The organism is Pseudomonas sp. Tav-5-1A, assembly GCF_055755055.1.
In genome coordinates, this window is record NZ_CM146901.1 from 6135898 (window position 1) to 6159335 (window position 23438).

General features: G+C 65.6%; 24 protein-coding genes. 11 read left to right on the forward strand and 13 right to left on the reverse strand.

Annotated elements, in window-relative coordinates; genetic code table 11:
* The first annotated feature begins 137 nt into the window (after window positions 1–137).
* From pqqA to AC0J42_RS28375, 6 genes are all read left to right on the forward strand, one after another.
* Window positions 138–209 carry a pyrroloquinoline quinone precursor peptide PqqA gene (gene pqqA / locus AC0J42_RS28350; protein ID WP_010209364.1) on the forward strand — a complete coding sequence of 24 codons (72 nt, stop codon included), beginning with the start codon at window positions 138–140 and terminating at the stop codon, window positions 207–209.
* Window positions 210–293: 84 nt separating this feature from the next.
* Window positions 294–1205, forward strand: coding sequence for a pyrroloquinoline quinone biosynthesis protein PqqB (pqqB, locus tag AC0J42_RS28355; RefSeq protein ID WP_416427201.1), 912 nt, complete (start codon window positions 294–296; stop codon window positions 1203–1205).
* Window positions 1206–1215: 10 nt separating this feature from the next.
* Entirely contained in the window at window positions 1216–1971 is a 756-nt protein-coding gene (gene pqqC / locus AC0J42_RS28360) for a pyrroloquinoline-quinone synthase PqqC (protein ID WP_416427202.1), read from the forward strand.
* Window positions 1968–2243 (forward strand): pyrroloquinoline quinone biosynthesis peptide chaperone PqqD, encoded by a 276-nt coding sequence (gene pqqD, locus AC0J42_RS28365; RefSeq protein ID WP_416427203.1) that lies wholly within the window; start codon window positions 1968–1970, stop codon window positions 2241–2243. Before pqqC ends, pqqD begins: the two co-directional genes overlap by 4 nt.
* Complete coding sequence (gene pqqE, locus AC0J42_RS28370) at window positions 2215–3375, forward strand: pyrroloquinoline quinone biosynthesis protein PqqE (protein WP_416427204.1); 1161 nt, start codon at window positions 2215–2217, stop codon at window positions 3373–3375. Before pqqD ends, pqqE begins: the two co-directional genes overlap by 29 nt.
* Window positions 3341–5176: a S9 family peptidase gene (locus AC0J42_RS28375; protein ID WP_473004694.1), complete on the forward strand. Its 1836-nt coding sequence runs from the start codon at window positions 3341–3343 to the stop codon at window positions 5174–5176. Before pqqE ends, AC0J42_RS28375 begins: the two co-directional genes overlap by 35 nt.
* A 297-nt stretch (window positions 5177–5473) precedes the next feature.
* On the opposite strand, the gene AC0J42_RS28380 is transcribed toward AC0J42_RS28375, so the two are convergent.
* The 4 genes from AC0J42_RS28380 to AC0J42_RS28395 form a co-directional block, all read right to left on the reverse strand.
* Complete coding sequence (locus AC0J42_RS28380) at window positions 5474–5632, reverse strand: YqaE/Pmp3 family membrane protein (RefSeq protein WP_008365129.1); 159 nt, start codon at window positions 5630–5632, stop codon at window positions 5474–5476.
* 84 nt (window positions 5633–5716) lie between these two features.
* Window positions 5717–6118, reverse strand: a complete 402-nt coding sequence (locus tag AC0J42_RS28385) for a helix-turn-helix domain-containing protein (RefSeq protein WP_416427206.1) — start codon at window positions 6116–6118, stop codon at window positions 5717–5719.
* Complete coding sequence (locus AC0J42_RS28390) at window positions 6115–6411, reverse strand: type II toxin-antitoxin system HigB family toxin (protein WP_416427207.1); 297 nt, start codon at window positions 6409–6411, stop codon at window positions 6115–6117. The genes AC0J42_RS28385 and AC0J42_RS28390 overlap by 4 nt, the downstream gene beginning before the upstream one ends.
* Window positions 6412–6618: 207 nt before the next feature.
* A complete protein-coding gene (locus tag AC0J42_RS28395; protein WP_473004696.1) occupies window positions 6619–7119 on the reverse strand; it encodes a hypothetical protein in 501 nt (166 codons plus the stop codon).
* A 102-nt stretch (window positions 7120–7221) separates the two neighbouring features.
* Here AC0J42_RS28395 and AC0J42_RS28400 point away from each other — a divergent pair, with 102 nt between their 5' ends.
* Window positions 7222–8115: a LysR family transcriptional regulator gene (locus AC0J42_RS28400; protein WP_416427209.1), complete on the forward strand. Its 894-nt coding sequence runs from the start codon at window positions 7222–7224 to the stop codon at window positions 8113–8115.
* Window positions 8116–8341: 226 nt separating this feature from the next.
* Here AC0J42_RS28400 and AC0J42_RS28405 read toward each other — a convergent pair whose 3' ends face one another.
* The 9 genes from AC0J42_RS28405 to bioB all read right to left on the reverse strand — a co-directional run bounded on the left by AC0J42_RS28405 (window position 8342) and on the right by bioB (window position 18705).
* Window positions 8342–10120: an acyl-CoA dehydrogenase C-terminal domain-containing protein gene (locus tag AC0J42_RS28405; protein ID WP_473004697.1), complete on the reverse strand. Its 1779-nt coding sequence runs from the start codon at window positions 10118–10120 to the stop codon at window positions 8342–8344.
* A gap of 149 nt (window positions 10121–10269) precedes the next feature.
* A complete protein-coding gene (locus AC0J42_RS28410; protein ID WP_416427211.1) occupies window positions 10270–11541 on the reverse strand; it encodes a GGDEF domain-containing protein in 1272 nt (423 codons plus the stop codon).
* A 173-nt stretch (window positions 11542–11714) separates the two neighbouring features.
* On the reverse strand, window positions 11715–13520 hold the full coding sequence (locus AC0J42_RS28415; RefSeq protein WP_416427212.1) for a phenylacyl-CoA dehydrogenase: 1806 nt from the start codon (window positions 13518–13520) through the stop codon (window positions 11715–11717).
* Between the two features lie 317 nt (window positions 13521–13837).
* Window positions 13838–14134, reverse strand: coding sequence for a pyrroloquinoline quinone biosynthesis protein PqqE (locus AC0J42_RS28420; protein ID WP_416427213.1), 297 nt, complete (start codon window positions 14132–14134; stop codon window positions 13838–13840).
* Between the two features lie 107 nt (window positions 14135–14241).
* Entirely contained in the window at window positions 14242–14922 is a 681-nt protein-coding gene (gene bioD / locus AC0J42_RS28425) for a dethiobiotin synthase (protein ID WP_416427214.1), read from the reverse strand.
* Window position 14923: 1 nt separating this feature from the next.
* The gene (gene bioC, locus AC0J42_RS28430) at window positions 14924–15748 is read right to left on the reverse strand and encodes a malonyl-ACP O-methyltransferase BioC (RefSeq protein ID WP_473004698.1); all 825 of its coding nucleotides are present in this window, start codon (window positions 15746–15748) and stop codon (window positions 14924–14926) included.
* Window positions 15741–16475 (reverse strand): alpha/beta fold hydrolase, encoded by a 735-nt coding sequence (locus AC0J42_RS28435; RefSeq protein ID WP_473004699.1) that lies wholly within the window; start codon window positions 16473–16475, stop codon window positions 15741–15743. Before AC0J42_RS28435 ends, bioC begins: the two co-directional genes overlap by 8 nt.
* The gene (gene bioF / locus AC0J42_RS28440; protein ID WP_416427217.1) at window positions 16468–17640 is read right to left on the reverse strand and encodes an 8-amino-7-oxononanoate synthase; all 1173 of its coding nucleotides are present in this window, start codon (window positions 17638–17640) and stop codon (window positions 16468–16470) included. Before bioF ends, AC0J42_RS28435 begins: the two co-directional genes overlap by 8 nt.
* 6 nt (window positions 17641–17646) lie before the next feature.
* Complete coding sequence (bioB, locus tag AC0J42_RS28445; protein WP_416427218.1) at window positions 17647–18705, reverse strand: biotin synthase BioB; 1059 nt, start codon at window positions 18703–18705, stop codon at window positions 17647–17649.
* A gap of 93 nt (window positions 18706–18798) precedes the next feature.
* Here bioB and AC0J42_RS28450 point away from each other — a divergent pair, with 93 nt between their 5' ends.
* The 4 genes from AC0J42_RS28450 to AC0J42_RS28465 all read left to right on the forward strand — a co-directional run bounded on the left by AC0J42_RS28450 (window position 18799) and on the right by AC0J42_RS28465 (window position 23408).
* Entirely contained in the window at window positions 18799–19536 is a 738-nt protein-coding gene (locus tag AC0J42_RS28450) for a double zinc ribbon domain-containing protein (RefSeq protein WP_473004701.1), read from the forward strand.
* 63 nt (window positions 19537–19599) lie between these two features.
* A complete protein-coding gene (locus tag AC0J42_RS28455; protein WP_473004702.1) occupies window positions 19600–20364 on the forward strand; it encodes a TOBE domain-containing protein in 765 nt (254 codons plus the stop codon).
* A 136-nt stretch (window positions 20365–20500) separates the two neighbouring features.
* Complete coding sequence (locus AC0J42_RS28460; RefSeq protein WP_473004704.1) at window positions 20501–22369, forward strand: PhoX family protein; 1869 nt, start codon at window positions 20501–20503, stop codon at window positions 22367–22369.
* 64 nt (window positions 22370–22433) lie between these two features.
* The gene (locus AC0J42_RS28465; RefSeq protein ID WP_473004705.1) at window positions 22434–23408 is read left to right on the forward strand and encodes a serine/threonine protein kinase; all 975 of its coding nucleotides are present in this window, start codon (window positions 22434–22436) and stop codon (window positions 23406–23408) included.
* Window positions 23409–23438: the final 30 nt, after the last annotated feature.

The window sequence follows — 23438 nt, forward strand, 5'->3', positions numbered from 1 at the left end:
GTTAATGCAATTTAACGTTTCAGTACACCGGAATTTAGTAAGATAGGGCCCTAAGCAGATGAACATCTCCCAGCGGAGATGGCTCTGATGTGTTGCACCAGTACCACTTTCATCCATCACCCAGAAGGAGTCACCCTATGTGGACCAAACCAGCTTTCACCGACCTGCGCATCGGCTTTGAAGTCACCATGTACTTCGCCAGCCGTTGATTTTTATCGCAGTACAGCGCCTCGGTCAGCCGGGGCGTTTTTATTTTTGCTGTCCATCCTGAAGTCAGACGTCACAGGCCTCCCATGTACATCCAGATTCTAGGTTCTGCCGCCGGTGGCGGTTTCCCCCAGTGGAACTGCAACTGCGTGAACTGCAAGGGCTACCGCGACGGTACCCTGAATGCCAAGGCGCGTACCCAATCCTCGATCGCCCTGTCCGATGACGGCGTGCACTGGGTCCTGTGCAACGCCTCGCCAGATATCCGCGCCCAGCTGCAGGGCTTTGCGCCCATGCAACCGGCCCGCGCCCTGCGCGACACCGGCATCAACGCCATCATCCTGCTGGACAGCCAGATCGACCACACCACCGGCCTGCTGAGCCTGCGCGAAGGCTGCCCGCACCAGGTGTGGTGCACCGACATGGTCCACCAGGACCTGACCACCGGCTTCCCGCTATTCAACATGCTCAGCCACTGGAACGGTGGCCTGCAGTGGAACCGCATCGAGCTGGAAGGCAGCTTCACCATCCCCGCCTGCCCGAACCTGCGCTTCACCCCGTTCCCGCTGCGCAGCGCCGCACCGCCCTACTCGCCGCACCGCTTCGATCCGCACCCGGGTGACAACCTGGGCCTGCGCGTAGAAGACCTGCGCACCGGCGGCAAGCTGTTCTACGCCCCAGGCCTGGGCCAGGTGGACGACACGCTGCTGGGGCACATGGCCGATGCCGACTGCCTGCTGGTGGACGGCACGCTGTGGGAGGATGATGAGATGCAGCGCCGTGGCGTGGGGACCCGCACCGGCCGCGAGATGGGCCACCTGTGCCAGAACGGCCCCGGCGGCATGCTGGAAGTGCTTGACGGGCTGAGCAAGCCGCGCAAGGTGCTGATCCACATCAACAACACCAACCCGATCCTCGATGAAGACTCGCCCGAGCGCGCCGAAGTGACCCGCCGCGGCGTGGAAGTCGCCTTCGATGGCATGAGCATCGAACTGTAGGAGTGTGAGCATGACCGACGCCAAGGCAATGTCCCCGGCCGAATTCGAGCAGGCCCTGCGCGCCAAGGGTGCGTACTACCACATCTACCACCCGTACCACGTGGCGATGTACGAAGGCCGCGCCACCCGCGAGCAGATCCAGGGCTGGGTGGCCAACCGTTTCTACTACCAGGTCAACATCCCCATGAAGGATGCCGCGATCCTGGCCAACTGCCCGGACCGTGAAGTGCGCCGCGAGTGGATTCAGCGCCTGCTGGACCACGACGGCGCCCCGGGCGAGGACGGCGGCATCGAGGCCTGGCTGCGCCTGGGCCAGGCCGTGGGCCTGGACCCCGACCAGCTGCGCTCCCAGGAACTGGTGCTGCCCGGCGTGCGCTTCGCCGTGGACGCCTACGTCAACTTTGCCCGCCGCGCCAGCTGGCAGGAAGCGGCCAGCAGCTCGCTGACCGAACTGTTCGCGCCGCAGATCCACCAGTCGCGCCTGGACAGCTGGCCACAGCATTACCCGTGGATCGACCCGGCCGGCTACGAATACTTCCGCACCCGCCTGGGCCAGGCCCGGCGTGACGTGGAGCATGGCCTGGCCATCACCCTGCAGCACTACACCACTGCCGAGGGCCAGCAGCGCATGCTGGAGATCCTGCAGTTCAAGCTCGACATCCTGTGGACCATGCTCGACGCCATGACCATGGCCTACGAGCTGAACCGTCCGCCCTACCACAGCGTCACCGACCAGCGCGTCTGGCACAAGGGGATAGCCTTATGAGTTTCGATCGCAACCTGACACCCAAATGGCGCCCCGGCTATCGCTTCCAGTACGAGCCGGCGCAGAAAGGCCACGTGCTGCTCTATCCTGAAGGGATGATCAAGCTCAACGACAGCGCCAGCGCCATCGGCGGCCTGATCGATGGCCAGCGCAACGTCGCCGCCATCATCGCCGAGCTGGACAAGCAGTTCCCCGGCGTACCTGAGCTCGGTGACGACATCGAGCAATTCATGGAGGTCGCTCGTGCAGAGCACTGGATCGAACTTGCCTGAGCTGCCGGCCAAGCCTGCGGTCGGCCTGCCCCTGTGGCTGCTGGCCGAGCTGACCTACCGCTGCCCGTTGCAGTGCCCGTACTGCTCCAACCCCCTGGACTTCGCCGCCCAGGGCAAGGAACTGACGACCGAGCAATGGTTCAAGGTATTTCGTGAAGCCCGGGAAATGGGCGCTGCACAGATCGGTTTCTCCGGTGGCGAGCCGCTGGTGCGCCAGGACCTCGCCGAGCTGATCCGTGAGGCGCGGCAGCTGGGGTTCTACACCAACCTGATTACTTCGGGCATCGGCCTCACCGAGCAGAAAATCGCCGACTTCAAGACCGCCGGCCTGGATCACATCCAGATCAGCTTCCAGGCCAGCGACGAGCAGGTCAACAACCTGCTGGCCGGCTCGAAAAAGGCGTTCAAGCAGAAGCTGGAGATGGCCCGCGCGGTGAAAGCCCATGGCTACCCCATGGTGCTGAACTTCGTCACCCACCGGCACAACATCGACAAGATCGACCGCATCATCGAGCTGTGCATCGCGCTTGAAGCCGACTTCGTCGAGCTTGCCACCTGCCAGTTCTACGGCTGGGCCGAGCTCAACCGCCTGGGCCTGCTGCCCACCAAGGAGCAGCTGGTGCGCGCCGAGCGCATCACCAACGAGTACCGGGAAAAGCTGGCAGCCGAGGGCAACCCCTGCAAGCTGATCTTCGTCACCCCGGATTACTACGAGGAACGCCCCAAGGCGTGCATGAACGGCTGGGGCAGCATCTTCCTCACCGTGACCCCGGACGGCACCGCCCTGCCCTGCCACGGCGCGCGGCAGATGCCGATCCAGTTTCCCAATGTGCGCGAGCACAGCATGCAGCACATCTGGTACGAGTCTTTCGGCTTCAACCGCTTCCGTGGTTATGATTGGATGCCGGAGCCATGCCGCTCCTGCGACGAGAAAGAAAAGGACTTCGGTGGCTGTCGTTGCCAGGCTTTCATGCTGACCGGCGATGCCAGCAATGCCGACCCCGTGTGCAGTAAATCGGCGGACCACGGGATCATCCTCAAGGCCCGTGAAGAGTCCGAGACTGCCACGCAGACGATCGAACAACTGGCCTTCCGTAATGAACGAAACTCGAGAATCATCGCCAAGGCCTGACCTGTTCAGCGCCGCCCAGGCCGTTGCCGCCGGCACCGACTTCGCCGAACTGGCGGTCGGCCCGGCGGGGCTGTTCTGGAACGAATTCCGCCCCCAGGATGCCGCCTGCCGGATCTGGCGGTGGCAGGGCGAACAAGCGCGCTGCCTGACGCCTGATGGCTTCAGCGTGCGCAGCCGTGTCTACGAATACGGCGGTGGCTCGTTCTGCCTGGCCGGCGACGGCCTGGTGTTCGTCAACGAAGCCGACCAGCAGCTCTACTTCCAGGACCTGGCGGGCACCGTGCCCCGCCGCCTCAGCCACAACGACTGCCGCTACGGTGGCCTGCAGGCCAACGCCGAGTGGGTATTCGCCGTGGAGGAAAGCCACCACGGCGCGCAGGTCGAACACCGCCTGGTGAGCCTTGCCCTGGCCGACGGCACGCGCCAGGTGCTGGCCGCAGGCGCTGATTTCTACGCCACGCCCAGCGTCAGCGACGATGGCCAACGCCTGGCCTGGGTGGAGTGGAGCCGGCCCCACCAGCCCTGGACCCTTACCCGCCTGATGACCTGCCGACGGCTGCCTTCGGGCGCCTGGGGGCAGCCTGAGCAAGTGGGTGGCGATCACGAACAATCGCTGCAGCAGCCGCGCTTCGATGCCGACGGCCGCCTGTGCTGCCTGTCCGACGTGGATGGCTTCTGGCAACCCTGGGGCGAGACGGCAAACGGCTGGGCCTTGTTGCCCTCGCGCCGGGCCGACCACGCCGGCGCCCCCTGGCAGTTGGGCGCCAGCACCTGGCTGCCACTGGCGGGTGAGCGTTTTCTCGCCACGTGGTTCGAGGACGGCTTCGCCCGCCTGGGCATCTGCCAGCACGACGGCGTGATCCACGACTACAGCGGCGACTTCAACCGCTTCCGTTGCCTGGCCATCGACGCGCAGTTCATCTACGCCATCGCCGCCTCTGCCACCTGCCCGCCAGCGGTCATCGCCATCGACCGCGCCAGCCGTCAGGCACGGGTGCTGGCCGGCGGCGTGCTACCGCTGCCCGCCGAACAGGTCAGCCGCCCGCAACCGCTGCGCTATGCCAGTGGCGACGGCCATGCCCACGGCTTCTTCTACCCGGCCATGAACGGTGACCGCCAGCCGCCGCTGGTGGTGTTCATCCACGGCGGCCCTACCTCGGCCTGCTTCCCGGTGTTCGACCCGCGCATCCAATACTGGACCCAGCGTGGCTTCGCCGTTGCCGACCTCAACTACCGCGGCAGCAGCAGCTACGGCCGCGCCTACCGCCAGGCCCTGCACCTGCGCTGGGGTGAAATCGACGTGCAGGACGCCTGCGCGGTGGTCGGCCACCTGGCCGACCGCGGCCTGATCAACCCGCACCAGGCGTTCATCCGCGGCGGCAGCGCCGGCGGCTACACCACCCTGTGCGCCCTGGCGTTTCACGACGTCTTCCGCGCCGGTGCCAGCCTGTACGGCGTCAGCGACCCGGTTGCCCTGGGCAAGGCCACGCACAAGTTCGAAGGCGACTACCTGGACTGGCTGATCGGCGACCCGCAGCGCGACGCCGCCCGCTACCGCGAGCGCACCCCGCTGCTGCACGCTGGCAGCATCAAGGCGCCGGTGATCTTCTTCCAGGGCGAACTGGACGCCGTGGTGGTGCCCCAACAGACCCGCGACATGCTCAAGGCCCTGCAGGACAACGGCCTGCCCGCCGAGGCGCACTTCTACCCGGACGAACGCCACGGCTTCCGCAAGGCGGCGAACCTGGCGCATGCGCTGGAGCAGGAGTGGGGGTTTTATCGGCGGGTGATGGAGGGGTGAGGCAGGCTTGTGTCAGCCAACCGTGAGGGTGAAAGGCTTGCCAATTCTGCTGAGCATCTCGCTTTTTCCGAAAGGGCCTTCAGCCGGACCGCCTCATCATGGGGAAACCCAAGATCGACGAAGACATTGCCGTCGGCTTCCGTGACATGACTGATTACATTATCTATTTTCACTTCTTGCCCGCCTCAAAAGGCTTCACCTCTGTCTTATCGGAGAGGTGGAGCCTAATCGCGGGGATCGAAAATGAATGTCAGCCAGTTCGAGTTAAATCGTCAGGCATTTCCCAAATGAACGATTTCAACGTTTCGCGATGATGTACACCGCATGTACGATCCCGGGGATGTAGCCGCACAGCGTCAGCAGGATATTCAGCCAGAAGGCACCGCCGAACCCCACTTGCAGAAAGACACCCAGCGGCGGCAGCAAGATGGCGACGATAATGCGGATAAAGTCCATGGTACGGCTCCTGGAGGTTGATAACCAACTGACATCACCGTGGGCGTGGGGGTTCAACTTCGTGCTGCGTTGCCGCAGCGGGTGTCAAACGAACAGGTCGGCAGACACCTTGAAGCGAAGCGACAGCGCCCGGATTTGCCGAAGGTTGAGTTGGCGCTTGCCGGCGAGGATCTCCGAAATCACGGACTGCGGACCGACCTCAGCCAGGTCAGCCTGCTTGAGCCGATGCTGGTCCATGAGCAATTTCAATACCTCGGCGCCCGACGCCTTGGGCATCGGCCGGTGCTCATGGTCATAGGCAGCAATCAAATCGCCCAAGTGATCGACCAGGCCTGAAAGCGGATGCTCCTCATCGGCGCCAACCAGATCAAGCAACTCGTCCAGCGACGCAACCAATGCATCGTAGTCATGTTCTGTCCTGGGCTTGGCCAGAAGCGGTGAGAGCAGGTGCCAATGCTCTGCTGCGAACTTGATCGAAGGGTTCAAGTGATTTCCTCCTTCCATTTGCCTTTCATGTACTGCGCATGGTCCAGGATCGAACGAATATACAGGCGCTGGCTGCGGTACCTGACGACCGCTATCAGCCTCAGTTTGTTACCGCCGATATCGAACACATGAAGATCGCCGACCTTGTCCGTCGCAGGGAATATTTGCTTCATCGCGGCGAAGTCAGGAGGACGAACGCTCTTGGCGATTCGATACCAGGCATCCAGCGCATTTGCTCCCCGGGGCCATCGAGCTTTTGCCTCCCAGATTCGCTTCTCACTTATTACGTGCATTCCACCTACCGCATCGCATTTTGCTATGCGGGCTACTGTCGCACAACAAGAAAAATCGCAAAATGCGATATTTCTGATTGGCACGTAGGACGTATTTCTGTTGTGCGTAGTTTGTGAGAGTCCCTACCCAGCACGAAAAAAAACGCCCCGACCCAAGGGGGAATCCAGGCCGGGGCGTTGCGTAAACACGCAGACGGTATAGGGAAATCAGTGCAGGCGGTGGCTGCGCGCTCGGGCGAACGCCAGGCCCAGGCGCTGGAACAGCGGCGGCGCGGCCACCTCGTCGGGCTGCGCAACAGGCGCGCTCAAGTCGTCGATGATCAACAGGATGTCCAGCGCGCGGCACAGCTGTTCCACGCCCTTGAGGTAGGCATCGGCGTCAGGGCCGGTGCTGGGCTGGAGCATGATGGCGACGGTCTGTGAATCAACCGCGGCGTGCAGGGCCGGCAGGTCGCCGAAGGCCAGCGCATCGCCCGGCGCGTCGTCGCCTACGCGGATGATCTGGCCGGCGCGGCGGCGGCGCAGCGCGCCCCAGTCGAGGGCCAGGGCCATGGCAGCTTCACGGGCGCTGGCATCAGTGCCCAGCAACAGGGCCTGGTCACAGGCGGTGGCGTGGCACAGCTGGGCGAGGCTCGGCGCCAGGTTGAGCACGTCGCCCGGCTGCGTGGTCTTTCCTATGTATACGCCCAGCTGTCTGTGACTACCCATTGCCATCAACCTACCTGCAACCCTTGTCAATGGCGCGTAGACTAGGCGTTTGCCGGCCACTCGGCCATTTCGATTTTCGAGCTTTTTCGATAAGTAGAACTTATGGATTTTCGCCAACTGCGCTATTTCGTCGCGGTCTATGAAGAAGGCCACGTGGGCCGCGCCGCCGAGCGCCTGTCGCTGTCGCAACCGGCCCTGTCGCAGCAGATTCGCCAGCTGGAACACAGCCTCGACGTCAGCCTGTTCGAGCGTGGCAACAAGCGCCTGCTGCCGACCCTGGCTGCCCACACCCTCTACAACCATGCACTGCCGTTGCTCGACGGCATGCAGAAGGCCCGCGAGGCGTTGCTGGGTTTCCGTGGCCAGGCGCTGCGCACCCTGGCCATCGGGGTGCTGCAGACCGTGCACCCGGCGCTGGTGCCGCAGTTGCTGGAACGGGTGCGCAAGGCCCAGCCACACCTGGTGATCCAGATCTACGAGCTGTCGGGGCTGGAGATCGAGAAACGCCTGCTCAACGGCACCCTGGACATCGGCATCAGCTACCTGCCGCCACGCCAGCCGGGCATGCACGGCGTGCTGCTGTACGAGGACGAGCTGCAACTGGTGATACCGGCGGACCACCCGTTGCGTGAGTTCAAGAAGGTCTCGGTGCGCCAGGCGGCCGAGCTGCCCATGCTGTTGCTGGGCGAGGAGTTCCAGGTGCGGCAGATCTGGCAGGCGCAGCTGGCCGCCCTGGGCCGGCGCGCGCAAGTGCAGGCCGAGCTGAACAACATGGCCGGCATCCTCGACAGCCTGCCCTACATGCGCCTGGCCACGGTGCTGCCCGGCCGCGCCCAGCAGATCGGCGAAGACCCGGAGCTGCTGTGGAAACCCCTCAGCGAACCGCGGGTGCCCTTGCAGGTGGGCCTGGTGTACCGCGACGCCCAGCGCCAGCAGGCCTCGGTGACGCTGCTGCGCCAACTGCTGGAAGACGTCATCGCACCCGCCCTGGGCTGAGCCACCGCAGGTAATAAAAAACCCCGCCGGGGCGGGGTTTCGCAGACTGTATCCCTGAGGTCCTTTTCAGCCCGCCGTCCAGTGGCGGGTTCCTTGCGTGTCCGTGTTCTGTTGGGCGCTTCCTGCGCGACGTCCATGAGCAAAGATTACCCTCTGGATCCATGGCATCGAAAGCGCCTAAAGCCGTCACGGCATGTAGGAGAAAGCCTACATGCCTGTCGGACTTTTAGAACTGCTCTGCATCCAGCAGGAACAACGACTCGCTGCCACCCTTGACCGACGCGGTCAGCGAGTGGATGCGCGGCAACAGCCGGGCAAAGTAGAAGCGCGCGGTGCCCAGCTTGCTGGCATAGAAGTCTTCCTGCGCTTCCTTGCCCAGCGCGGCCTTGGCCATCAGGGCCCACATGTAGGCGTAGGCGGTGTAGCCGAACACGTGCAGGTACTCCACCGACGCCGCGCCGATTTCGTTCGGGTCGTTCTTGGCGCGGTCCAGCAGCCAGGCGGTGAGGTCATCGAGGTTGGCCAGGGCCGCCGCCAGCGGCTTGGTGAACTCGGCCAGGGCCGGCGCGGCGGTGTCGATGAAGTGGCGGATCTCGTCGGCGAACAGCTGGTAGTACGCACCACCGCTGCCGATCACCTTGCGGCCGACCAGGTCCAGGGCCTGGATGCCGTTGGTGCCCTCGTAGATCTGGGTGATGCGCACGTCACGCACCAGTTGCTCCTGGCCCCACTCGCGGATATAGCCGTGGCCGCCAAACACCTGCTGGCCCAGCACTGTGGTTTCCAGGCCCAGGTCGGAAAGGAACGCCTTGGCCACCGGGGTCAGCAACGCCACCAGGTCCTCGGCGCGCTTGCGCACGGCCGGCTCTTCGCTGAACTTGGCGGTGTCCAGTTGCATGGCCACGTAGGTGGAGAAGGCGCGGCCGCCCTCGTTGCTGGCCTTCATGGTCAGCAGCATGCGGCGCACGTCCGGGTGCACGATGATCGGGTCCGCGACCTTGTCCTTGGCCTTGGGGCCGGTGGGCGAACGGCTTTGCAGGCGGTCGCGGGCGTATTCCACGGCGCTCTGGTAGGAGCGCTCGGCCGACGCCAGGCCCTGGATGCCCACGCCCAGGCGTTCGTAGTTCATCATGGTGAACATGGCCGCCAGGCCCTTGTTCGGCTCGCCGACGATGTAGCCCACGGCCTCGTCGAAGTTCATCACGCAGGTAGCCGAGCCCTGCAGGCCCATCTTGTGCTCGATGGAGCCACAGCTCACGGCGTTGCGCGCGCCCAGGCTGCCATCGGCGTTGACCATGAACTTGGGCACCAGGAACAGCGAGATGCCCTTGGGCCCCGCCGGCGCGTCCGGCAGCTTGGCCAGCACCAGGTGAATGATGTTCTCGGTGAGGTCGTGCTCGCCGCCAGTGATGAAGATCTTGGTGCCGCTGACCTTGTAGCTGCCGTCCGCCTGGGGCTCGGCCTTGGTGCGGATGATGCCCAGGTCGGTACCGGCATGGGCCTCGGTCAGGCACATGGAACCGGCCCAGGTGCCGGCGTACATGTTCGGCAGGTAGGTCTGCTTCAGTTCCTCGCTGGCGTGGGCGTGCAGCGACAGGCAGGCGCCGGAGGTGAGCATCGGGTACAGGCCGAAGGCCAGGCTGGAGGAGTTGATCATCTCCTCGACCTGGGCCGACACGGCCTTGGGCATGCCCATGCCGCCGTAGGCCGGGTCGCCGCCCACGCCTACCCAGCCGCCTTCGGCGTAGGTCTGGTAGGCCTGGGGGAAGCCATCGGGGGTGCTGACCACGGTGTCTTTCCAGCGGCAGCCCTGCTCGTCGCTGTTGCGGTTCAGTGGCGCGATGCTGCGGCTGGAGACCTTGCCGGCCTCTTCGAGGATGGCTTCCACCGTGTCCGCGTCCACCACTTCCGCCAGGGCCGGTAGCTGGGCCCAGAGGCTGGCCACATCGAAAACTTCATTGAGGACGAAGCGCATATCGCGCAGGGGCGCTTTGTAGTCAGCCATGGCAACCTCGCAAAGGGGGACTGGGACAGTGGATAAATCCAGTGTACCCCAACAACTTTTGCGACACATAGGGTCGTCATATGACCAAACAGTCACTATCGGTCATGGCTTTTACCCCCGTGGCAGCGGCCAAAGGCCGCGTCCAAGGCCTAAGCCGAAGCCTGGGTACGCACCGCACCACGGCGGCTCTGGCCAAAGCCGACCACACAGTTACGCCCCGCGCCCTTGGCGCTGTACAGCGCTTCGTCGGCAGACTTGAGCACTTCCTCCGGTGTACGGTGGTCGATCAGCCGCTCAGCCACGCCAATGCTGATGGTCACCGACACACTGGACGCACCGGCGCCATGGCGGCGCTGGCGTCCCTGCTTGTCGTCCTGGGGGCGGTCGGGGTTGCGCAGCTGGATGTTGTAGCTGGCAATCGCCTCACGGATGGCCTCCAGGTGCGGCATGCACTCTTCCATGGTCTTGGCCGCGAACACCAGGGCGAACTCCTCGCCGCCGTAGCGGTAGGCGCGGCCGCCGCCCGTCACCTTGGATAGCTTGCTGGCCACCAGGCGCAGCACCTGGTCGCCGACGTCGTGGCCATGGGTGTCGTTGAATTTCTTGAAATGGTCGACGTCAGTCATGGCCAGCACGTAGTTGCGACCCAGGCGCTGCATGCGCTCGTTGAGCGCGCGCCGCCCGGGCAGGCCGGTGAGCTCGTCGCGGAACGCCATCTGGTAGGCCTCGTGGGCCACGGCCGAAGCAATCATCAGCATCACCTGGCTGCACATGATGTTCAGCGTGAACGGCAGGATGAAGGTCTTGGGCAGCATCCAGAACAGCCCCAGCAGCCCCACCAGCTGCGCCGCATGCAGCGGCCGCGGCTCACGCAGGTACTGCACCAGCAGCAGCACCGCCGCCAGGAAGAACACCGGGTAGGCCATCTGGATCAGGCTCATCCATTGCCAGTGCCACGACGGCCAGCGAATTTCCGCCAGCCAGTTGAGCAGGGGCACCGGGAAGCTCTGTTCAAGCCCCAGGGCAGTGCTGCCCACCGCCAGCAGCACGGCGAAGCGCGCCACCATGTCCTGGAACAGGTGGGTGCGCTCCTGCCAGCCGCCGAACAGGCCGAACAGCGCCGGCAACAGCAGGCAGCACAGGTGGAAGGTCACGGCCGCGTCGTCGCGCACCCGGCCGTGATCACGGTAGTAGTCGGTCTGGGTGTCGAGCAGGAAATAGGCGATGTACACCGTGACCATCAGGAACAGCTCGCGCTGGCGGCGATACACCGCGCAGTAAGCGCCACCCAACAGCAACACCAGGGTGGGCAGCACGTTGAACAGCGAGGTGAAGAATACGTTGAGGTCCCTTACATAGGCAGCCGCGAGCCCTGCCAGCAACAGCAGCAGTGACGGTAGGAAATGGCTGAAATGGAACATGGGTGAACGTGACAAAACGAAAATCCGATACCAGGACGAAATTGTGGCATTGTGCCTTCACCTGTATCGGCCGTGATGCGGATTGTTTAATGTCCAAAACAATATTTTGAACCTTGGCGCCAAAAAAAAACCGCTGCCCGAAGGCAGCGGTTTTCATCCAAGCGCGTGGCCGCTTAGTAGCTGAGGCCGAAGTGCTCTTCGTTCATTTCCATCAGGTTGTTGGCGCCCGACAGGATCGCCGCCACGTGGGTACGGGTACGCGGCAGGATGCGCTGGAAGTAGAAGCGCGCGGTCTGCAGCTTGGCGGTGTAGAACGCTTCCTCGGTGGTGCCGGCAGCCAGCTTCTCGGCGGCCAGGCGCGCCATGTCGGCCCAGAAGTAAGCCAGGCAGGCGTAACCGGAGTACATCAGGTAGTCCACCGAAGCCGCGCCCACTTCCTCGCGGTCCTTCATGGCGGCCATGCCGATCTTCATGGTCAGCTCGCCCCACTCCTTGTTCAGCTGCGCCAACGGGGTGACGAACTCTGTGACCGCTTCGTTGCCTTCGTTGTTCTGGCAGAACTTGTGGACGATCTTGGTGAAGCCCTTCAGCGCCTCGCCCTGGGTCATCAGCACCTTGCGCCCCAGCAGGTCGAGGGCCTGGATGCCGGTGGTGCCTTCGTACAGCATGGAGATACGGCTGTCGCGCACGTTCTGCTCCATGCCCCACTCGGCGATGAAGCCGTGGCCGCCGTAGATCTGCACGCCGTGGTTGGCCGACTCGAAGCCCACCTCGGTCATGAACGCCTTGGCGATTGGGGTCATGAAGGCCAGCAGCGCGTCGGCTTTCTTCTTCTCTTCCTCGTCGGTGCCGTACTTGACGATGTCCACCTGCTTGGCGGTGAAGTACACCATGGCACGGTTGCCTTCGGCGAAGGCCTTCATGGTCAGCAGCATGCGGCGCACGTCAGGGTGCACGATGATCGGGTCGGCGGCCTTGTCCGGAGCTTTCGGGCCGGTCAGCGAGCGCATCTGCAGGCGGTCACGGGCGTATTTCAGGCCACCCTGGAACGCCACTTCGGCGTGGGCCAGGCCTTGCAGCGCGGTACCCAGGCGAGCGGTGTTCATGAAGGTGAACATGCAGTTCAGGCCTTTGTTCGCCGGGCCGATCAGGAAACCGGTGGCCGCGTCGAAGTTCATCACGCAGGTGGCGTTGCCGTGGATGCCCATTTTGTGTTCGATGGAACCACAGGTCACGGCGTTGCGCGCGCCCAGGCTGCCATCGGCGTTGGGCAGGAACTTGGGCACGATGAACAGCGAGATGCCCTTGGTGCCGGCCGGTGCATCGGGCAGGCGAGCCAGCACGATGTGGACGATGTTGTCGGCCATGTCATGTTCACCGGCCGAGATGAAGATCTTGGTGCCGGTGACTTTGTAGGTGCCGTCAGCCTGTGGTTCGGCCTTGGTGCGCAGCATGCCCAGGTCGGTGCCGCAGTGCGGCTCGGTCAGGCACATGGTGCCGGTCCACTCGCCCGACACCAGTTTGGTCAGGTAGGCGTCCTGCTGCTCGGCGGTGCCGTGCTCGGAAATGGTGTTCATGGCGCCGTGGGACAGGCCTGGGTACATGCCCCACGACCAGTTCGACTCACCCACCATCTCGCTGACCGCCAGGCCCAGGGACTCGGGCAGGCCTTGGCCGCCGTGCGCCACGTCGTGGGCCAGGCTTGGCCAGCCGCCTTCGACGAACTGCTTGTAGGCTTCCTTGAAGCCGGTCGGCGTCTTCACGCCCGACTCGCTCCAGGTACAGCCTTCGGTGTCACCCACCCGGTTCAGCGGAGCCAGTACCTGCTCGCAAAACTTGGCGCCTTCCTCAAGGATAGCGTCGACCATGTCCGGGGTAGCGTCCTGGCAAGCCGGCAGGCTTTGATAGTGCGCTTCATAGCCAAGCAGTTCGTCACGTACGAAGCGAATATCACGCAAGGGGGCCTTGTAGTCAGGCATAGCGATAAACCTCTGCTGATGAAACTGGAATGTGGTGACCGCAACAGACCAACCAGCGGTGGATGGCTCTCTGTCAAACAGTTGTTTGAAACATACGTTTACGCCGAAAAGTTGTCAAGCATCCTTCGACCAGACTACACCCGGTGGCCAGGAAATGCGCGCGCAGGGGGGTACGCCGCAGGCCAGGCACGGTGCGGTGAATGATGGAAGATCAGCGAGGGAAGGAACGCAGGAAATTGTGGGAGCTGGCTTGCCAGCGAGCTTTGGTGGCCCCCAAAAGCTCGCTGGCAAGCCAGCTCCCACAGATAAGGCAGGGGTCAGGCGTAGGTGTCGATCAGGGTGCCGAGGGTTTCGTTGGCGGCCTTCTCGACCTTCAGGCCGGCTTCCACTTCAAGCTTGCCCTGGGTCAGCTGCACGGCACTGCCGGCCAGGTCTTGCTGGCTGCGGTCGACGCCCAGCAGTTGCTGCGCCTGCAGGTTGGTGGACTGGTTGCCGACGGACGGGCGGTCGGCCGAGTTGCTGGCGATCTGCGCGGCCGCCTGGTCGACGCGGTTCTGGCCATTCTGGATGGTGCTCAGGCCGGCGTAGTAGGCGCTGCTTCCCGAGATTTGCATCGGCAGGCTCCGGTAGAAAAAATGTATATGGGCGCCATTGAAGCAGACGGCGCCAATAAACTCACGTCAAAAACCCTAATGGCCTATTGCCCTGTCATAGCCACAGCCTAATCCAGCAGGTCCAGCTGCAGGTGCTCGGCAACCATGGCCGCCGAGTTGATCTTCAGCCGCGGCACCCGCCCCAGGCACGGTGCGGGCAGGCATTCGGCCAGGGTGGCGAGGTTTTCCTCCAGGCGCGAGGTGCGCCCATCGATGACGTTGGCCACCCAACCGGCCAGCTGCAAGCCGTCGCGGGCGATGGCCTCGGCGGTCAGCAGGGCGTGGTTGATGCAGCCCAGGCGCACGCCCACCACCAGGATCACCGGCAGCTTCAGGGCGATGGCCAGGTCGGACAGGTTGGCCTGGCCGGACAACGGCACTCGCCAGCCCCCTGCCCCCTCGATCAGGGTGAAGTCGGCCTGCTGGGCGAGAATCTCGCGCATGGGCTCCAGCAGGCCCTGCACGCTCAGGCTGACCCCGGCTTCCCGGGCGGCCAGGTGCGGGGCGATGGCCGGCTCGAAGGCGATCGGGTTGACCTGTTCGTAGGGCAACTGGATCGAGCTTTCGGCGATCAGCGCCAGGGCGTCGGCGTTGCGCAGGCCCTTGGGCGTCACGTCGCAGCCAGAGGCCACCGGCTTCGCCCCCAGGGTGCTCAGGCCATTGAGCCGCGCGGCGTGCAGCAGGCCGGCGGCGATGGTGGTCTTGCCGACGTCAGTGTCAGTGCCGGCGATAAAGTAGGCTGGGCCCATTTCAGTTTCCCCCGTCCAGCGGCTTGCGCAACACCGCGTAGACCACCTGGTAAGTAGCCGGCAAGCCTTGTGGCTGGCGGAATTGCTCGTATGCCTGCAACAACCCGGTCATGCGCGCACGGCCGGTAAGGCCACCGGGGCGGCCCGGGTTGAGGTTGTGGGCGCCCAGGGCCTTGAGCTCATGGGTCAGCCCACGCACATCAGGGTAGTACAACACATGGGGAACCTGTTCCAGACTTATAACCTGCAGGCCACTGGCGCCACACAATTGCTGGTAATCCTCGAAACGGCGGAAGCGGTTGACGTGGACCATACCGTCCACCGCCTGCCAGCTGTCGCGCAGCTCGCCCAGGGTGCCCACGCACAGGCTGGCGAACGCCATCACCCCGCCAGGCTGCAGGCTGCGCCGGGCTTCACCCAGCACGGCGGCGAAATCGCTGCACCACTGCACGGCCAGGCTGGAGAACAGCAGGTCGACGCTGGCACTCGCCAGCGGCAGGCGCTCGGCGTCGCCGACTACATAGGCGTGGGCACCGCCCAAGGGGCGGGCGTGCTGCAGCATGCCCTCGGCAATGTCCACCGCCACGCCATAGGCGTCGGCATAGGTGCCGGCCAGGGCGCGGCTGAAATAGCCGGTGCCGCTGCCCAGGTCCACCCAGCGCCGCGGTTGCAGGCCTTCGGGCAGCCGTTCGAGCAGCGCGTTGCCGACGTTGCGCTGCAGTTCGGCAACGCTGTCGTAGCTGGCTGCGGCGCGGGAAAAGGACGCCGCCACCTGACGCTTGTCCGGCAAGGCGCCGGGCAACGGTGGCGTGGAGAGATCAGTCATCGGGGGACTCGTGCAGAAAGGCCTGGATGGCAGCCGCCAGTTCGTGGGGGTCTTCCAGGGGGAAAGCGTGGCTGGCCGCTTCAATGAGGCCAACTTCAATATCCGGCAGCAGCGCCAGCACGTCGCCGGCCACTTCGGCCGGTACCAGCGCGTCGTGGCCGCCGTACAGGTGCAGCTGCGGCCCGGCGTAGGCTTGCAGGGCGGCGCGAATGTCCAGCTGGGCCAGCAGCTCCAGGCCGTGCAACAGGTGCGCGGGCAGGGTTGCCGGCGCGCCGGCGGCCAGCAGCTTCGACAGGCTGCGCGGGTCGTCCGCCGCGCCCTGGGCGCACAGCAGGCTGAAGCGCTTCAAGGTGCTCTGCGGGTTGCCGCTGCAACCGGCCAGGAAGGCGTCGAAGGTCTGCGCCGGCATGGCGTTCGGCCACTCGGCGCGGGCCACGAAGCAAGGGTTGCTGGCCAGGGTCACCAGGCCGCAGCAACGGTCGCCACGGCGGGCGGCCAGTTCGGCGGCGAGCATGCCCCCCAGCGACCAGCCACCCAGCCAGCAATCCTGCGGCACGCTGGCATCCAGGGCGTCGAGCCAGGCCGCCAGGTCACTGCTGCCCGGCTCGGGCAAAGGTTCGATGTGCACGTGCAAGTGCTCATCCAACCCCTGCAACGCAGCCACTAACGGTTGCAAGGGCGCCGGGCCCATGCCCCAGCCCGGCAACAGAATCAGGCGATCACGCATCGCACGGCTCCAGCAACGGATAACAATCAGCCAGTGCATTCAACAATAGCTGCACCTGGGCTTCGCTGTGGGCCGCCGACAGGGTCACGCGCAGGCGCGCGCTACCCGCCGGCACGGTGGGCGGGCGGATGGCGCTGACCATGATGCCGCGCTCGCGCAGCAGCTGCGACAGGCGCACGGCCCGGCCGGCGTCGCCGATCAGGATCGGCTGGATGGGCGTGAAGCTGTCCATCAGTTGCAGGCCGATCTGCTCGGCGCCCTGGCGGAACTGGCGAATCAGGCTGGCCAGGTGCTCGCGGCGCCAGTGCTCGGTGCGCAGCAGTTCCAGGCTCTTGAGCGTGGCGCAGGCCAGCGCCGGCGGCTGGCTGGTGGTGTAGATGTAGGGCCGGGCAAACTGCACCAGCGCCTCGATCAGGTCATCGCTGCCGGCCACGAAAGCGCCGGCGGTGCCGAACGCCTTGCCGAGGGTGCCGACTAGCACGGGGACATCTTCAAGGCCCAGGCCGAAGTGCTCGACGATACCAGCACCATGGGCACCCAGCGGGCCGAAGCCGTGGGCGTCGTCCACCATCAGCCAGGCGCCCTTGGCCCGGGCAGCCTTGGCCAGGGCCGGCAGGTCGGCGATGTCGCCGTCCATGCTGAACACGCCATCGGTGACCACCAGGGTATTGCCGGTGGCTTTTTCCAGGCGATTGGCCAGGCTGGCGGGGTCGTTGTGCAGGTAACGGTTGAAGCGCGCGCCGCTGAGCAGGCCGGCGTCCAGCAGCGAGGCATGGTTGAGGCGGTCCTGCAGCACCGTGTCGCCCTGCCCCACCAGCGCGGTCACCGCGCCGAGGTTGGCCATGTAGCCGGTGGAGAACAGCAGCGCCCGCGGGCGCCCGGTCAGTTCGGCCAGGGCCAGCTCCAGCTCGTGGTGCGGGCCGCTGTGGCCAATCACCAGGTGCGAGGCACCACCGCCCACGCCCCAGCGCTCGGCGCCAGCGCGCCAGGCGGCAATCACCTCGGGGTGATTGGCCAGGCCCAGGTAGTCATTGTTGCAGAAGGCCAGCAGCGGCTGGCCGTCCACCACCACTTGCGGGCCCTGGGGGCTCTCAAGCAGTGGCCGCTGGCGGTACAGGTCGGCGGCGCGGCGCTCGGCCAGCCGCGCGCTGAGGTCGAAGGCCACCGGCGCTTACGCCGACGCGGCGTCGTAGAACAGCTCGCCGCTCTTCTGCTCTACCAGGGCCTGCTCGATGGCGGCCTGGTGAACTTCGTCGGCGTGCTCTTCGCGGGCTTCGGGCTGGATGCCCAGGCGCGCGAACAGCGCCATGTCCTTGTCGGCCTGCGGGTTGGCGGTGGTCAGCAACTTGTCGCCGTAGAAGATTGAGTTGGCACCGGCGAAGAACGCCAGGGCCTGCATCTGTTCGTTCATGGCTTCGCGGCCGGCGGACAGGCGCACGTGGGACTGCGGCATCAGGATGCGCGCCACGGCCAGCATGCGGATGAAGTCGAACGGGTCGACGTCCTCGGCGTTTTCCAGCGGCGTGCCGGCCACTTTCACCAGCATGTTGATAGGCACCGATTCCGGGTGCTCCGGCAGGTTGGCCAGCTGGATCAGCAGGCCGGCGCGGTCGTCCAGCGACTCGCCCATGCCCAGGATGCCGCCCGAGCAGATCTTCATGCCGGCGTCACGCACGTAGGCCAACGTCTGCAGGCGCTCGCTGTAGGTGCGGGTGGTGATGATGCTGCCGTAGAACTCGGGCGAGGTGTCGAGGTTGTGGTTGTAGTAGTCCAGGCCAGCCTCGGCCAGGGCTGCGGTCTGCTCCTTGTCCAGCTTGCCCAGGGTCATGCAGGTTTCCAGGCCCATGGCCTTGACGCCCGCGACCATCTTCAGCACGTAGGGCATGTCCTTGGCCGACGGGTGTTTCCACGCCGCGCCCATGCAGAAACGCGTGGAGCCGATGGCCTTGGCCCGCGCGGCTTCCTCCAGCACCTTCTGCACTTCCATCAGCTTTTCTTTTTCCAGGCCGGTGTTGTAGTGGCCGGACTGTGGGCAGTACTTGCAGTCTTCAGGGCAGGCGCCGGTCTTGATCGACAGCAGGGTCGAGACCTGCACGCGGTTGGCGTCGAAATGCGCCCGGTGCACGGTCTGGGCCTGGAACAGCAGGTCGTTGAAAGGCTGGGTGAACAAGGCCTTGACCTCGGCCAGGGACCAGTCGTGACGAAGCGTTGCAGTTGTGCTGGCGCTCATGGGCGATTCCTTGGTTATGCTTGGGCTGGCGACCGGGATAAGGGATATATCCACAGGCGCCACACGGATAATGGGCATATTTAAGGAAGACGCATGGACTGTCAACCGGGTCACGGAAGGCTGGTTTACAAGTGGTTAAATAACAACCAACAGTGTTTGTTGTGCGACGAGCACGCCGATCAGCCCTACCCCCTGTGCAGCGCCTGCGAAGCCGAGCTGCCGTGGCTGGACGAGCGCTGCCTGTGCTGCGCCCTGCCGCTGCCGATCAACGGCATGCTGTGCGGCCAGTGCGCGCGCCGGGCGCCGCCGTTCAACCAGGTGGAGGTGCCCTTTCACTACGGGTTTCCGCTGGACAGCCTGATCAGCCGCTTCAAGCACCAGGCGCGCTGGCCGCTGGGGCGCCTGCTCGGGCACCTGCTGGGGCAGTGGCTGCTGGCCCGTTTCGACGACGGCCTGCCCCGCCCGGACCTGCTGCTGCCAGTACCCATGGGCCGCAAGCGCCTGCGCCAGCGCGGCTTCAACCAGGCGGCAATGCTGGCGCGCTGGCTGGGGCCGCAGTTGGGCCTGGCGGTGGACGAGCACATGCTCTTGCGGCCCCATGAAACCCTTGCCCAGCTGGACCTGGACGCCCGCCAACGGCAGCGCAACCTGTTGCAGGCCTTCACCCTGGTGCCGCGCGCGCGGGTGCAAGGCCGCCACCTGGCGCTGGTGGATGACGTGATGACCACCGGCGCCACGGCCCGCGCCCTGGCGCAACTGCTGCTGCGCGCCGGCGCCGCGCGGGTGGATGTGTATTGCCTGGCGCGCACGCCGAAACCGGGCGCGGCTTGACTTGCCTGGCGTCGGGGTTCAACGTCGTGGGCTCAATAAAACCGACACAGCGCCACTACCGCCATGCCTTTGCCCAGCCTGCTGACCCAACACATCGCCCGCCGCCCGCAGCGCATCACCCTGCTGCAGCACATTGCCGAACAGGGTTCGATCACCCGCGCAGCCAAGGCCGCGGGGCTCAGCTACAAGGGCGCCTGGGACGCCATCGACGAGCTCAACAACCTGGCCCACACGCCATTGGTGGAGCGCGCCGTGGGCGGCAAGGGCGGTGGTGGCGCGCGCCTGTCCAAGGAAGGCGAGCGGGTGCTGCGCCTGTACCAGCGCCTGCAGGCGCTGCAGGCCCAGGTGCTGGAAGTGGCCGAGGACGTCAGCGACCTCGACCTGCTCAGCCGCCTGATGCTGCGCACCAGCGCACGCAACCAGCTGCAAGGCCGGGTGTGCGCCGTCACCCCGCAGGGCCGCAACGACCTGGTGGAACTGGACCTGGGCGCGGGCCTGAAACTGAGCGCGCAGATTACCCACGAGAGCACCGAGACCCTGGAGCTGGCCGATGGCGTGCAGGTTTTGGCGCTGATCAAGGCCGGCTGGCTGCGCCTGCACGACGCCGTAGGGCCTGCACCTGCGGGCGACAACGGCTTGGTAGGCCGGGTGGAGCAGATCATCGACGACCCCGAGGGGCCGACCGAGGTGCGCGTGGGGCTGGCCAACGGGCAGACGTTGTGTGCGCTGGAGAATGCGGCGCGGGTCGAGGAATTGGGGTTGGTGGAAGGCAAGGATGTGTTGGTGGCGTTTGCGCCGACGTTTGTGTTGTTGGGTACGCCGCTTTAGAGCGCGTAGCGGCGGGACGCGGCCTGCGGCCGCTGCTACAGGGGTTACGCCGTCATTATGTTGCGGGGTGTGTACTGCAACATCCCTGTCACACCCCCTGCCTAGCGTGATCCCCCTAACTGCAGGGAGCCTGATCATGCACCTCTTACAAGACCAAGAACCCACCGACCTTGAACGCCTGACCGGCCTCACCCGCCGCCACTTCCTCGGCGCCGGCGCCCTGGGCGGCGCGGCGCTGTTCCTGGGCGGCAGCCTGCTGGCGCGCAGCGTCAACGCCGCCACGGGCAGCGGCACCTTGCTGGGCTTCGACGGCATCGCCGCCGCCACCGCCGACAACATCAGCCTGCCCCCCGGCTACCAGGCCCAGGTGCTGATCAGCTGGGGCCAGCCGCTGCACGCCGACGGCCCGGCCTTCGACCCCAGCGGCCACGGCAGCGCGGCCCATCAGGAGTTGCAGTTCGGCGACAACAACGACGGCATGAGCCTGTTCCCGTTCAAGGACCAGCCCGACCGCGCCCTGCTGGCCATCAACAACGAATACACCAACTACCGCTACCTCTACGCCCACGGCGGCCGCCCGCAGTCCGCCGAAGAGGTGCGCAAGGCCCTGGCCAGCGAAGGCGTGTCGGTGATCGAGGTGCAGCGCCAGGGCGGCCAGTGGCGCTTCGTCCAAGGCTCGCCCTACAACCGCCGTATCCACGGCAACTCGCCCATCGCCTTCAGCGGCCCGGCCGCCGGCCACGCGCTGCTGCAGACCGCCGCTGACCCGCAAGGCCTGAAGGTGCTGGGCACCTTCCAGAACTGCGCCAACGGCAAGACGCCCTGGGGTACTTACCTCACCTGCGAGGAAAACTTCAGCGACTGCTTCGGCAGCAGCGCGGCCACGCCCAGCTTCGACGCCGCGCAAAAGCGCTATGGCCTGAGTGCCGCCAGCAAGGAAGTCGACTGGCACCCCCACGATCCGCGCTTCGACGTGGCGCACACCCCCAACGAATTCAACCGCCACGGCTGGATCGTCGAAATCGACCCGTTCGACCCGGCCTCCACCCCCATCAAGCGCACCGCCCTGGGCCGTTTCAAGCACGAGAACGCCGCCCTGGCGCAAACCCGTGACGGCCGCGCCGTGGTGTACATGGGCGACGACGAACGCGGCGAGTTCATCTACAAGTTCGTCAGCCGCGCCCGGGTGGACAGCGGCCAGCGCGACCTGCTCGACCACGGCACCCTGTACGTAGCGCGCTTCGACGCCGGCAGCCAGCACAAGGGCCAGGGCCAGTGGCTGGAGCTGAGCCACGGCCAGCACGGCCTGGACGCCGGCAACGGCTTCGCCAGCCAGGCCGAGGTGCTGATCCACGCGCGCCTGGCCGCCAGCCAACGCCAGGCCACGCGCATGGACCGCCCCGAATGGATAGTGGTGAGCCCGCGCGACGGCCAGGTCTACTGCACCCTCACCAACAACAGCAAGCGCGGCGAAGACGGCCAACCGGTGGGCGGCCCCAACCCGCGGGCGAAGAACATCTACGGGCAGATCCTGCGTTGGCGCGAACAGGGCGACGACCATGGCGCCATGGCCTTCGAATGGGACCTGTTCGCCGTGGCCGGCAACCCCACGGTCCACGCCGGCAAGCCCGAGGGTGGCTCCGCCAACATCAATGCCATGAACATGTTCAACAGCCCCGACGGCCTGGGCTTCGACGACGCCGGCCGGCTGTGGATACTCACCGACGGCGACACCAGCAACAGCGGCGACTTCGCCGGCATGGGCAACAACCAGATGCTCTGCGCCGACCCGCACAGCGGCGAAATCCGCCGCTTCATGGTCGGCCCGGTAGGCTGCGAGGTCACCGGCATCAGCTTCGCGCCCGACCAGCGCAGCCTGTTCGTGGGCATCCAGCACCCCGGCGAGAACGGCGGCTCGACCTTCCCCGAGCACCTGCCGGGCGGCAAGCCGCGCTCGTCGGTGATGGTCATCAGCCGCATCGACGGCGGTGTGATCGGCGCCTGACCCCACGCCGCGTCTGGTACGATAGCCTGCCGGACGCGGCCACCTGCCGCACGCAGGAGTCAGCATGTCCCACCCGTTTGAAACCCTCACCCCCGACCTGGTGCTCGATGCCGTCGAAAGCATCGGCTTCCTCAGCGACGCCCGCGTGCTGGCGCTCAACAGCTACGAGAACCGTGTGTACCAGGTGGGCATCGAGGACGGCCAGCCGCTGATCGCCAAGTTCTACCGCCCGGACCGCTGGACCGACGCCGCCATTCTCGAAGAACACAGCTTCACCGCCGAACTGGCCGACTGCGAAGTGCCGGTGGTGGCGCCGATGATCCACGAAGGCAAGACCCTGTTCGAGCACCAGGGCTTCCGTTTCACCCTGTTTCCCCGCCGTGGCGGCCGCGCGCCCGAGCCCGGCAACCTCGACCAGCTGTACCGCCTGGGCCAACTGCTGGGCCGCCTGCATGCCGTGGGCGCCACCCGGCCGTTCGAGCACCGCGAGGCGCTGGGGGTGAAGAACTTCGGCCAGGACTCGCTGGACACCCTGCTGGAAGGCAACTTCGTACCGCGCAGCCTGCTGCCCGCTTACGAGTCGGTGGCCCGCGACCTGCTCAAGCGCGTCGAGCAGATCTACCGCGACACCCCGCACCAGAACATCCGCATGCACGGCGACTGCCACCCCGGCAACATGATGTGCCGCGACGAGATGTTCCACATCGTCGACCTCGACGACTGCCGCATGGGCCCTGCCGTGCAGGACCTGTGGATGATGCTGGCCGGCGACCGCCAGGAATGCCTGGGCCAGCTGTCGGAACTGATGGACGGCTACAGCGAATTCCACGACTTCGACCCGCGCGAACTGGCGCTGATCGAGCCGCTGCGCGCCCTGCGCCTGATGCACTACAGTGCCTGGCTGGCACGCCGCTGGGATGACCCGGCGTTCCCGCGCAGCTTCCCCTGGTTCGGCACCGAACGCTATTGGGGCGACCAGGTGCTGGCCCTGCGCGAGCAACTGGCGGCGCTCAACGAAGAGCCGCTGAAACTGTTCTGAAACCAATAATCAGCAACACCGTGACCACTG